Annotated in this window: 12 protein-coding genes; 9 read left to right on the forward strand and 3 right to left on the reverse strand. The window is 64.7% G+C overall.

Going from position 1 to position 11,932, the window contains the following annotated elements:
• Positions 1-26: 26 nt before the first annotated feature.
• A complete protein-coding gene (gene gatC / locus K32_RS12415) occupies positions 27-314 on the reverse strand; it encodes an Asp-tRNA(Asn)/Glu-tRNA(Gln) amidotransferase subunit GatC (protein WP_201399841.1) in 288 nt (95 codons plus the stop codon).
• A 230-nt stretch (positions 315-544) separates the two neighbouring features.
• On the opposite strand from gatC, the gene K32_RS12420 reads away from it, so the two are divergent.
• The 4 genes from K32_RS12420 (at position 545) to pgm (ending at position 4,702) form a co-directional block, all read left to right on the forward strand.
• Positions 545-1,822, forward strand: coding sequence for a DNA polymerase IV (locus tag K32_RS12420; RefSeq protein WP_201399842.1), 1,278 nt, complete (start codon positions 545-547; stop codon positions 1,820-1,822).
• Positions 1,823-1,955: 133 nt separating this feature from the next.
• Positions 1,956-2,432, forward strand: coding sequence for a DUF1801 domain-containing protein (locus tag K32_RS12425; protein WP_201399843.1), 477 nt, complete (start codon positions 1,956-1,958; stop codon positions 2,430-2,432).
• 44 nt (positions 2,433-2,476) lie between these two features.
• Positions 2,477-2,908 (forward strand): DUF1801 domain-containing protein, encoded by a 432-nt coding sequence (locus K32_RS12430; protein WP_201399844.1) that lies wholly within the window; start codon positions 2,477-2,479, stop codon positions 2,906-2,908.
• 138 nt (positions 2,909-3,046) lie between these two features.
• Complete coding sequence (pgm, locus tag K32_RS12435) at positions 3,047-4,702, forward strand: phosphoglucomutase (alpha-D-glucose-1,6-bisphosphate-dependent) (RefSeq protein WP_201399845.1); 1,656 nt, start codon at positions 3,047-3,049, stop codon at positions 4,700-4,702.
• 115 nt (positions 4,703-4,817) lie between these two features.
• On the opposite strand, the gene K32_RS12440 is transcribed toward pgm, so the two are convergent.
• On the reverse strand, positions 4,818-7,346 hold the full coding sequence (locus K32_RS12440; protein WP_201399846.1) for an ATP-binding protein: 2,529 nt from the start codon (positions 7,344-7,346) through the stop codon (positions 4,818-4,820).
• Between the two features lie 291 nt (positions 7,347-7,637).
• On the opposite strand from K32_RS12440, the gene ada reads away from it, so the two are divergent.
• The 3 genes from ada to K32_RS12455 are packed head-to-tail and all read left to right on the forward strand — an operon-like array spanning position 7,638 to position 10,048.
• Positions 7,638-8,783, forward strand: coding sequence for a bifunctional DNA-binding transcriptional regulator/O6-methylguanine-DNA methyltransferase Ada (ada, locus tag K32_RS12445; protein ID WP_201399847.1), 1,146 nt, complete (start codon positions 7,638-7,640; stop codon positions 8,781-8,783).
• Positions 8,780-9,520, forward strand: coding sequence for a 2OG-Fe(II) oxygenase (locus K32_RS12450; protein WP_201399848.1), 741 nt, complete (start codon positions 8,780-8,782; stop codon positions 9,518-9,520). Before ada ends, K32_RS12450 begins: the two co-directional genes overlap by 4 nt.
• A gap of 3 nt (positions 9,521-9,523) precedes the next feature.
• Positions 9,524-10,048: a methylated-DNA--[protein]-cysteine S-methyltransferase gene (locus K32_RS12455; RefSeq protein ID WP_201399849.1), complete on the forward strand. Its 525-nt coding sequence runs from the start codon at positions 9,524-9,526 to the stop codon at positions 10,046-10,048.
• Positions 10,049-10,053: 5 nt separating this feature from the next.
• Here the strand turns inward: K32_RS12455 and K32_RS12460 are convergent, their stop codons facing one another.
• Positions 10,054-10,545, reverse strand: coding sequence for a MarR family winged helix-turn-helix transcriptional regulator (locus K32_RS12460; protein WP_201399850.1), 492 nt, complete (start codon positions 10,543-10,545; stop codon positions 10,054-10,056).
• Between the two features lie 84 nt (positions 10,546-10,629).
• Between K32_RS12460 and K32_RS12465 the strand changes: the two genes are divergently transcribed.
• Both K32_RS12465 and K32_RS12470 read left to right on the forward strand, forming a co-directional pair.
• Positions 10,630-11,514 (forward strand): EamA family transporter, encoded by an 885-nt coding sequence (locus K32_RS12465; protein WP_201399851.1) that lies wholly within the window; start codon positions 10,630-10,632, stop codon positions 11,512-11,514.
• A gap of 54 nt (positions 11,515-11,568) precedes the next feature.
• Positions 11,569-11,925: a DUF488 domain-containing protein gene (locus tag K32_RS12470; protein ID WP_201399852.1), complete on the forward strand. Its 357-nt coding sequence runs from the start codon at positions 11,569-11,571 to the stop codon at positions 11,923-11,925.
• Positions 11,926-11,932 lie beyond the last annotated feature (7 nt).

An 11,932-nucleotide genomic window follows, 5' to 3' on the forward strand; every position in this document is an offset into this window, starting at 1 on the left:
GAAAAGTCTGCGGCCCGTGCCAGGCGTCACTCGACGACCTTCGGCACGACGAAGAAATCGTCGTCCGAAACCGGCGCATTGGCGACGACGCGATCGGCATAATAGCCGTCCGAGACGACGTCGGCGCGCTTCTTCATCGTCTGCGCGACCACCGAGGTCAGCGGCTCGACGCCCTCGACATCGACCTCGTTCAATTGCTCGGCGAAACCGAGAATGGCGTTGATCTCGCCCTGGAAGGAAGCGGCTTCCTCCTCGGTGACAGCGATCCGGGCGAGATGAGCGACCCGCTTGACGGTGGCGATGTCGACGGACATGGCGAGAACCCTTTGGCAAGAACCGGTTGGACGCGCCGGCAGGCGGCGGAAATATCCGCCCGCTATATCACCCGCCCTCGCCGCACCGCAACTGAACAGGTTTTCCGCACCGATTATTGCCGCGGGGATCTCTGGAACAAACCGCGAACGGATTGCAGGGCCGCCAACGGGCCGCTAACCTGCCCGCTCGCGGCACCGGACCGTATCCGGACCGCCATGATCGGACCGCCATGTCGACCGCTGCCAACACCCTCGCCGGCTTTTGCCGCGATTGCCTGACGCCGGCGGCCGGCCGCCGCTGCCCGGCCTGCGGCAGCCCGCGCCTGGTGGCGCATCCCGAACTCGGCGCGCTCGCCATCACCCATGTCGATTGCGACGCCTTCTACGCCTCGATCGAGAAGCGCGACGATCCTGATCTCGCCGACAAGCCGGTCATCATCGGCGGCGGAAAGCGCGGCGTCGTCTCGACCTGCTGCTACATCGCCCGCATCCACGGCGTCCGCTCGGCAATGCCGATGTACAAGGCGCTGGAGCTTTGCCCCGACGCCACCGTGATTCGGCCGAACATGGAGAAATATGTCGGAGTCGGCCAACAGATCCGCATGCTGATGCAGGAACTGACGCCGCTGGTCGAGCCGATCTCGATCGACGAGGCCTTCCTCGATCTCTCCGGCACGGAGCGGCTGCATGGCGCGCCGCCGGCGCTGACGATCGCCCGCTTCGCCCGCCGGGTCGAACAGGAGATCGGCATCACCATTTCGGTCGGCCTCTCCTTCAACAAGTTCCTCGCCAAGATCGCCTCCGACCTCGACAAGCCGCGCGGCTTCTCGGTGATCGGCCGCGGCGAGGCGCTCACCTTCCTGGCCGACAAGCCGGTCAGCATGATCTGGGGCGTCGGCAAGGCGCTGGAGGCGAAGCTCGCCGAGAGCGGCATCAAGTCGATCGGCCAGCTGCAGCGGATGGAGGAGAGCGACCTCGCCAGGCGCTATGGCGTCATGGGGCTGCGGCTGGCGCGGCTTGCCCGCGCCGACGACCGCCGTGTCGTCGAGCCCCGGCACGAGGCGAAATCGATCGGCGCCGAAACGACCTTCGAGCACGACCTCGCCGATCTCGCCAGCCTGCGGCCGATCCTGCGCCGCCTTTCGGAAAAGGTGTCGGGCCGGCTGAAGCGGGCAGAGCTCGCCGCCTCGAACGTGACGCTGAAGCTGAAATCCGCCGACTTCAAGCTCCGCACCCGCTCGCGCCAGCTCGCCGACCCGACCCGCCTCGCCGACCGCATCTTTCGCACGGCGGAACAGCTATTGGCGCATGAGACAGATGGAACGACGTATCGGCTGATCGGCGTCCAGGTATCGGATTTCTCCGATCCGCAGTTCGCCGATCCCGATGACCTCGTCGACCCCGCCGCCGCCAAGCGCGCCAAGGCCGAGGAAGCGATCGACAAGGTGCGCGGCAAATTCGGCAAGGCGGCCGTCGAGCACGGCATCACGTTTCGGAAGTCGGACTAGCCTCCGCCGGCTCGCAACCTCTTCACGCGCACCGGCATTCCCTTCAGGGGATACGCTGCGGCGCGCGATTTGATGCCGCCGCCTAGCCGGGACTAGGATCGCCGAGGGGGACGATGGAGGGAGGAGCCCGCGCATGACTGGCAAGACCGCGAGGAAGCCGGCGACATCCGCCACCCGTCCGGAGACGCAGGATGCGCCGGCGGGCGCGCCAAAACTGCTGGCCGGCGGCAATCCGCAGATCCCGAAGGGCTATGGCGACGAGCCCGTGCAGGCCTATATCGCCGCCATGCCGGGCTGGAAGCGAGATGTCGGCAAAGAGCTGGACGCGATCGTCACGCGCGCCGTGCCAGGCCTGCGCAAGGCGGTCAAATGGAACTCGCCGCTCTATGGCGCTGGCGACGACGGCACCTGGTTCCTGAGCTTTCACTGCATGACGAAATACGTGAAGGTGGCCTTCTTCCGCGGCGCCGCCCTCGATCCGACGCCGCCCGGCCCGTCGAAGCAGGCGAATGTGCGCTATCTCGATATCCACGAGGACAAGCCCTTCGACGCGGCGGAGTTCGAGGCCTGGGTGAAGCAGGCGAGCCGGTTGCCGGGCGAAAAGATGTGAGCAGGCCGATCCCCGCCCATCGATCCCGAGAGAGGTGACAGTCCATGAAACCGACGCAGGACGACACGACCGAGGACGATCTCACCTCGCCGGCCCGGCAGATCGACGCCAAGATCCGCGAGCTCGGCGGCTGGCAGGGCGAGACGCTGGCCCGCGTCCGCCGCTGGATCCACGACGCCGATCCCGACGTGATCGAGGAAGTGAAATGGCGCGGCGTGCCCGTCTGGTCGCATGACGGCATTCTCTGCACCGGCGAGACCTACAAGAACGCCGTCAAGCTCACCTTCGCCAAGGGCGCCTCGCTCGACGATCCCAAGGGCCTCTTCAACTCCAGCCTCGAGGGCAACACCCGCCGCGCCATCGACATCCACCAGGACGAGGCGATCAACGAAGAAGCCTTCCTCGCCCTGATCCGCGCAGCGGTGGCGCTGAACGTCGAAGCTACCGCCGCCCGGCGCAAGCCGAAGCGCGGCTAGGGGCACGACGGCGGATGTGGATGGGTCGCCGCCCACCGCGAAGTCTGCCGTTGAAGCGGCAATTCGGCTGTTGCTCATGACGGCCGCCGCGATCATTCTCGGCACACCGCAACGGTCTGGAATCGCAGAGAAGGCGTCATGTCGGAAACCCATTTGAGCCCCCTCGCCGGCAAGCCGGTTCCCCGCACGCTGCTCACCAACATCCCCCGACTGATGACCGCCTATTTCGCGCAGACGCCGGATCCGGCGATCCCGACGCAGAAGGTCGCGTTCGGCACGTCGGGCCATCGCGGCTCGGCCTTCGCCTCCGCCTTCAACGAATGGCACATCCTGGCGATCACCCAGGCCGTCTGCCTCTATCGCAAGCACGCCGGCATCACCGGCCCGCTCTTCATCGGCATGGATACGCACGCCCTTTCCGAAGCCGCGCTCGCCTCGGCCATCGAGGTGCTGGCGGCCAACGGCGTCGAGACGCGGATCGACGAGCATCTCGGCTACACGCCGACGCCGGTGATCTCGCACGCGATCCTCACCTATAACAGCGGCCGCACCGAGGGCCTCGCCGACGGCATCGTCATCAGCCCCTCGCACAACCCGCCCGACGATGGCGGCTTCAAGTATAATCCCCCGAATGGCGGACCGGCCGACGTCGACGTCACCTCCTGGATCGGCAAGGCGGCCAACGAGTTCCTGGCGGCGAAACTCGACGGCGTGAAGCGCCTTCCCTATGCGCGCGCCATCAAGGAAGCCTGCATCCGCCCCTACGACTTCATCACCCCCTATGTCGCCGACCTCGGCAGCGTCATCGACATGGAGGCGATCCGCGGCGCCGGCGTGAAGATCGGCATCGACCCCCTCGGCGGCGCGGCGGTGCGCTACTGGGAGCCGATGATCGAGCGCTATCACCTCGACGCCACGATCGTGAACGACGTCGTCGACCCGACCTTCGCCTTCATGACGGCGGACTGGGACGGCAAGATCCGCATGGACTGCTCGTCCCCTTACGCGATGGCGCCGCTGATCGCGCTCCGCGATAAATTCGACATCGCCTTCGCCAACGACACCGACGCCGACCGCCACGGCATCGTCACGCCGTCCGGCGGGCTGATGAACCCGAACCAGTTCCTCGCCGCCTCGATCGCCTATCTCTGCGCCCACCGGCCCGAGTGGCGCGCCAGCAGCGCCTTCGGCAAGACGGCCGTCTCCAGCGGCATGATCGACCGCGTCGTCGCCAAGATGGGTCGAAAGCTGGTCGAGGTGCCGGTCGGCTTCAAATGGTTCAGCGCCGGGCTGATCGACGGCTCGCTCGCCTTCGGCGGCGAGGAGAGCGCCGGCGCCTCGTTCCTGCGCCGCGACGGCGAGGTCTGGACCACCGACAAGGACGGCATCATCCTCGGCCTGCTCGCGGCCGAGATCACCGCCAAGACCGGCAGCGACCCCAACCAGCTCTACCAGTCGGTCACCGCCGATCTGGGCAAATCCTACTACGCCCGCATCGACGCCCCGGCGACATCCGAGCAGAAGGCGATCCTCGGCAAGCTCGACCCGTCAAAGATCGACGCCGACGAGCTCGCCGGCGAAAAGGTCACTGCCCGCCTCACCCGCGCCCCCGGCAACGACGCCTCGATCGGCGGCATCAAGGTCGTCACCGAAGACGGGTGGTTCGCCGCCCGCCCCTCCGGCACGGAAGAAGTCTACAAGATCTACGCCGAAAGCTTCCTGAGCGCCGACCACCTGGCGCAGATCCAGGCGGACGCGCGGGCGGTGGTGGCGAAGGTGTTTAAGGCGGGGTGATCCAACAAACACCCATCTTCGGTATGAATCAGAAAGAATACTGACGGGCAGCCACACTAAAGAACCGATCAATATGACGAAGCTGCGACCATCCTACTGGTCTACCCCCAACTATTTAGCTACGCGAATATATTCGCACCTGTCGAACGATCTCATCGCCGCCGACCTCGCCGACAACTACCGCCCCATCTTCAACTTCGAGCTTGAAGTTTCCATCGTCGTCAACATCTCCCCAAGCTGATGCAAGCAGGTGCTCAATGACATCAATAGGCGCAGACCCATTACCCTTGGTAACCTCGGCAACCCATGAAGTTCTCTGCACTCGGGAGTAGCGCGTATCTACAGTCAGCGCAATATCATCCCAAATCTCGAAGTTATCTTCGAAATCCCTCTTAGTAACACTGTCATCTTCGTCATGATCAACCTCCCCCCTATGCACTATTATCTGACTTAGCTCCTTAACAATCTGAGAGAATTCTAGGGAACTTATCCACTCCCCGTTCCAAGATACTATTGGAAGCCCAGCCAGATCCCCCCCTAGCGCCAATACGATTTCAGCGGCCCTTGCTTTATCGTAGCCTGGCAAGTCAGCCGCCTCAAACACTAGCGCCTGCTCCGAAGCCCATGCGGCCAACACCGGCGGTGGCACAATTGGGAGAGCCGTATTCCGAGAAGCGGTTGTTTCAACACCTACCAGAACACCGCTTATCAGATCAATATTAGTAGCGGCGAGTCCATCGACGGTAACTAATCCAGACGACCACCTATATGGATCGATTCGAGCTCGACCATACACCCTTCCATCATCATCACGGAGGTCCACCAGCTTCAGATTGTTTTCAGGATGCTCTCGCGAGATTCTTTCTAGAAGCGCAACTCCATCAATACCGAGCCAATCACTCGCGGCGGTACTGCCAACAACCTGCCCGTCCTGAATGAAAGTCAACGCTACATCTGTAGCAGGCGCAATAGCGGAAACAAATACATCTAGCTTGTAAGTATTTTCGCCCGACCAGTCGTCTCGATGCAGTATTCCATCCGGCTCCATCGGATTAGCACGCAGCTTGACCTCAACGCGGGTACCACCGTCTAGCGGCACTCTGTCGACTCCCACTTCGTGCAGGTTCGGTCGAGAACCAAGACCACGAACGAATTCGAGAACTCTCGCTGAACGGATATCGCGATCGTAACGGCGCGTAATTACCCTGACGTGTTCACCAAGCATGAAGACCGAAAAAAAGCCAATACCGTACTTACCGCGCGCCTTCATGCCGGCAGCACTCAAGCCAGGGAGCTCTTGAATCGCAAGAGCCGACCGCCAGAAAGAGTTCCCAAAGTCGATAAGAGGACCGGTCAATACGTTGACCGACATGCCGACACCGTTGTCCTCCACTATGAGCCAATAACCGTCGTCGCGCTTTTCCAGAATTACCTGTAGTTCACCCCATTTCGACGGACGTGACTGAAGTCGTCGACGTGCAGTAATCGAATCGAGTCCGTTCTGAATCAACTCCCGTATTGGCGCGGCGACGTCATCGCCATAGAGTTTGCTTCCGCCTAAAGTCGCGACGATTTTCGGGACATCGGTTACCCGTACAGTACTATCGACTGGCATCCATCCGACAGTTTCAACAGTCAGCGCCAAATCGGTTGGTGAATGGACCCCATCAACACGTCGAACTGCAAGCGGCAACTTTTGACGATTGCGCAATACCCGATCTACGCTTCGCAGCTCGCTGTCTACTGCTTGCAAAGCATCAAATGCAGTCCACCACGCTTCCGATGCGTCGACCTCGAAAGGAGGCTGCGCGCTGTAGACAAGGGCGTCCCCCTGCACGAACGGTTTTGCCATTCGAGCTTGAAACTTCCAATGATCGGCAGAGGTGCCACTTGGCTGTGTGAGCGCAAAATCAAATGCGGGCGCCCGACGCTGGTCTAGGTGCATTGCATCTGCAACGCGAAGAATACAGGCGACCTTTAGAAGGTCTACCGTGCAACTTGTAACTCCAGGTAGAGCACCGAGCGTGCTATCAAGTTCGTCCTCCACCTTTGTAATTGGCCACCAATGACTGTAGGCAAGTTTGCCGATTTTCGGACCATAGAAATCTCGGATCTGCTGATCCTCAATAATGAACATCGATTGCCCCTGCGGGCCAACCCAAGAAATCTTAGGGAGTTTCTCGGCCTGCTTCGCATGAAGCAAACGCAACGCCTCCTCCGTGGCACGATTTTCGGCTCCAAGAATCGCTGCAGCATCGTCCTGCGACACGGAAGCAACGTAGCGAGCGTGGAGATCGCGCCACTCAAGTTGCTGCCTCAAATCGGCAATGCCATTAGGAAAAGCCGCGAGGCTCATTGCCGAGTCATGAAGAAGAACTGCCCCTCCAAAAACTAGGGCCTCGGCTGGATTGAGTTTAACATGATCGCCGCAGGCGATCGAGGCCATTTCCCAAAGCGCATCAAGATGAGTGACGTCGTGAACCGTCATGAATGGGAGATCAGCGGCAATTCTCGCAACTAGCGCGCTCGCGCGCAGCCGCATCGCCTCGTAGGACAACACTAACCGGGACTGTTCGTCAGAGGTGGCGTCAGCGCGTGATTCCTCAAAGGCAGCCCTCCAAAGTCGAGTCTGCTTGTATACCATCGTCAATCCTTGAGAACTGCGTTAATCATAAGACCTTACTATATCGCGATGGTTTCTGCAGCGCGGGCTCCTGCTGCTCATTGAACAGACCCGTCCCGCGCGGGTCAATTGACTGCTCCCACTTTTGCAACCGAAGATGGGGAGGACGCGCCAGCGTCCGCGCTCTACTTTATTGACGTACCGAGCACAGCAGCGCGTTCGGCGCCCCCAAATTCAAAAGCAATCCCCGGAGTGCGGCGCGAACCAGCGGGGCCTACCTAGAGGGCATGATCCATGCGAAGGATGAAGCCCATGGCCCACGCCCTGCACCCAAATGCTCCGGTACGGAATGCTCCCGAGGCCGGGATCGACACCAGGCACCCCGCGAGCCCGCGCGTCGCGGCCGCTGACGCCGTCGAGCGCGATCCGCGCTGGCGGGCCGTCGTGGCGCGTGACCGCGCCCTGGACGGCGAGTTCGTCTATGCGGTGCGGACGACCGGTGTCTATTGCCGGCCCTCCTGCGCGGCGCGGCCGGCGAAGCCGGAGAACGTCGCCTTCTTCGCGACAAACGAGGAGGCGGAAGCGGCAGGCTTCCGCGCCTGCCGGCGCTGCACGCCGAACGCCGCCTCGCTCGCCGAGCAGCATGCAGCGACGGTTGCAAAGGCCTGCCGGACGATCGAGGCGGCCGAGGAACTGCCGTCGCTGAAAGCACTCGCCGCCTCGGTCGGCATGAGCCCCTATCATTTCCACCGCGTCTTCAAGGCGGTGACCGGGCTGACCCCAAAAGCCTATGCGGCGGCGCACCGGGTTTCGCGGGCGAAGGCGGAGCTTTCGCGGCGCGCCGGCAGCGTCACCGAGGCGATCTATGATTCCGGCTTCAATTCGAGCGGCCGCTTCTATGCGACCTCGAACGCCGTTCTCGGCATGACGCCGACGGCCTATCGCGCCGGGGGCACGGATACCGACATCAAGTTCGCGATCGGGCAATGCTCGCTCGGCGCCATCCTCGTCGCCCGGAGCGACAAGGGCATCTGCGCGATCTCGCTCGGCGACGATCCGGAAGAGCTGGCGCGCGAGCTGCAGGACCGGTTTCCGAACGCCAATCTGATCGGCGGCGACGCGGAATTCGAGGCCCTGGTGGCGCGGGTGGTCGGCTTCGTCGAGGCGCCGCAACTCGGCCTCGACCTGCCGCTCGATGTGCGCGGCACGGCGTTCCAGCAGCGGGTCTGGCAGGCGCTGCGCGCGATCCCGGCCGGCGAGACGGTGAGCTATCGCGACATCGCCGAGCGGATCGGCGCGCCGACCGCCATGCGCGCGGTGGCGGGCGCCTGCGCGGCGAACGCGATCGCGGTGGCGATCCCCTGCCACCGGGTGGTCCGGAACGACGGCGCGCTCTCCGGCTATCGCTGGGGCGTCGAGCGCAAGCGGGCGCTGCTCGAGAAGGAGGCGCAGGCATGAACGCCGCGCCTCACCTCGCCCAGATCGCCGACGCGGCCGAGACCCGCGTCGGCCGCTACGATTGGCAGCGCCTCGCCGCCGACCTCGACGGCCACGGCAATGCCGTGCTGGAGGGCCTGCTGACTGCCGAGGAATGCCGGGCGATCGCCGCGCTCTATGACGAGGAGGCGCATTTCCGCAGCCATATCCACATGGCGCGGCACGGCTTCGGCCGGGGCGAATACCGCTATTTCCGCTATCCGCTGCCGGATCTCGTCCGGGATCTGCGCACGGCGCTCTATCCGAGGCTGGCGACGGTCGCGAACGACTGGAACGCGCGGATGGGCGAGGAAACCCGCTATCCGGCGGAGCACGCCGACTATCTGGCGCATTGCCACGAAGCCGGGCAGGTCCGGCCGACGCCGCTGGTGCTCCGCTATGGGCCGGGTGATTTCAACTGCCTGCACCAGGACCTCTATGGCGACCTCGCCTTCCCGCTGCAGGTGACGATTTTGCTGTCGGAGCCGGGCGCGGATTTCACCGGCGGCGAGTTCGTGCTGACCGAGCAGCGGCCGCGCATGCAGAGCCGGGCCGAGGTGGTGCCGCTTCGCCAGGGCGACGCCGTCGCCTTCGCCGTGCACAACCGGCCGGTCCGGGGGACGAAGGGCAGCTACCGCGTCAACCTCCGCCACGGCGTCAGCCGCGTCCGCTCCGGCCGCCGGCACACGCTCGGCCTCATCTTCCACGATGCGAGCTGAGCGATGCCGATCCTGCTGACGCTCGAGACGATCCCGACGCCGATCGGCGACATGCTGCTCGCCGCCGACTCGGGCGGATTCTTGCGCGCGGCGGATTTTGTCGGGTGCGAGGATCGGCTCGATCGGCTGCTGGCGCGGCGGCTCGGCGAGGGCGGCTTCGCGCTCGCCCCCGGCGCCGTGCCGGCGGCGATCAACGATGCGATGCTGGACTATTTCGCCGGCGCGATCGGCGCCATCGAGCGGATCGCGGTGAAGACGGACGGCACGCCGTTCCAGCAGCAGGTCTGGCAGGCGCTCCGCGCCATCCCGCCAGGTACCCCGCTCGCCTATCGCCGGCTGGCGGAGCAGCTGGGGAGACCGCAGGCGCCGCGCGCCGTCGGCCATGCCAATGGCGCCAATCCGTTCTGCGTCGTCATCCCCTGCCACCGGCTGGTCGGCGCCGACGGGGCGCTCACCGGCTATAGCGGCGGCACCGACCGCAAGCGCTGGCTGCTCGACCATGAGGCGCGGCACGCGGCCGGAGGCTGAGCCGGTCAGCCGCCGGCGGCGATGCCGGCGAGGAATTTTCTGAGCTCTCCATCGAGCCGCGCCCGCTCCTCGTCGGAGAGCACCGAGACCAGGCGCTTCTGCGTCGCGACATGCGCCGTCACCGTCGCCTCGATCGTCGCGAAGCCCCTTTCGGTTAACGAGATGATAACAACCCGGCGATCCCCGGCGCTTGGCGCGCGGGCGACGAGGCCGGCCTTTTCGAGCTGGTCGATCCGATTGGTCAGCGTCCCCGAAGTGATCATCATCGTCGAGAGCAGGTCGCCCGGCGTCAGGCTGTAGGGCGGCCCCGCCCGGCGCAGCGTCGCCAGCACGTCGAAGCTCGCGCCGGTCAGGCCGAACTCGGCGAAGGTCTTCTCCATCTCGCGCGTCAGATAATGCGCGACCCGGCCGAGCCGACCGATCAACCCCATCGGGCCGACATCGAGGTCCGGCCGTTCGCGCTGCCATTGCTGCAGAATTTCATCGACATGATCCATGCCGCGACTGGGCCACAAGAGATATCTTGACGTCAAGATGCTTTGGATTATCTTGACATCAAGATATCGATAAAGGCCCCTCAAATGCACCGCAATCTCGACCTCCTCCTGACCGCGATCGCGCCGGCGATCTGGGGCAGCACCTATCTGGTGACGACCGAGCTGCTGCCGCCCGGCTATCCGCTCACCGTCGCGGTGCTGCGGGCGCTGCCGGCCGGATTGCTGCTCCTGCTCGTCGTCCGCAAGCTGCCGCGCGGGATCTGGTGGTCGCGGGTGCTGGTTCTCGGCGCCCTCAACTTCTCGATCTTCTGGGCGATGCTGTTCGTCTCGGCCTATCGGCTCCCCGGCGGCGTCGCGGCGACGGTCGGCGCGATCCAGCCGCTGATCGTGATCCTGCTCGCCCGCCTCCTGCTTGGGACGACGCTGCGCCTCGCCGCGATCGCCGCCGCCATCGTCGGCATCGGCGGCGTCGCGCTCCTGATCCTGACGCCGCACGCGGCGCTCGATCCGATCGGCATCGCGGCCGGCCTCGCCGGCGCGCTCTCGATGGCGTTCGGAACCGTGCTGACCCGCAAGTGGCAGCCGCCCGTCTCGCCCCTCGCCTTTACCGCCTGGCAGTTGACCGCCGGCGGCCTGCTCCTCCTGCCCGTGGCGCTCTGGTTCGAACCGGCCCTGCCGCCGCTTACCGGCGCCAATCTGGCGGGCCTCGCCTATCTCGGCCTGATCGGCGCGGCTTTGACCTATATCCTCTGGTTCCGTGGTATCGCGCGGCTCGGCCCGGCCACCGTATCGCCGCTCGGCTTCCTGAGCCCGCTGACGGCGGTCGTGCTTGGCTGGTGGTGGCTCGGCCAGACGCTGAGCCCGGCGCAGATGCTCGGCATGGCCATCGTGCTCGCCAGCATCTGGTTCGGCCAACGAGCGCAGCAGGCGGCGGCGCCCGGCGAGCTCGCGCCCGCTTCGAGACGCTGACAAGCCATCTCCGGCCCGCTGGACGCGATAGCTGAAACGGCCGAGGATGACTGGATGATTCAGCTCAAGCGCATCTACGATCCCCCCTCGCCCGCGGACGGACTGCGCGTGCTCGTCGACCGCCTGTGGCCGCGCGGCATCAAGAAGGAGGATGCCGCGCTCGATCTCTGGGCGCGGGATCTCGCGCCTTCCGACGCGCTGCGAAAATGGTTCCACCATGAAGTGGCGAACTGGGACGAGTTCGAGACGCGCTATCGCGCCGAGCTCGCGCAGATGCCGGACGCCGTCGAGGCCCTGCGCGAAAGATGCGCCGGCCATACGGTCACCCTGCTCTTCGGCGCGAAGGACGAGACGCACAATCAGGCCGTCATCCTGAAAGACGTGCTGGAGGTGGCGAAGCACGCTCCATAAAGCGGCG

It is taken from the genome of Kaistia sp. 32K (assembly GCF_016629525.1).
GTDB lineage: Bacteria > Pseudomonadota > Alphaproteobacteria > Rhizobiales > Kaistiaceae > Kaistia.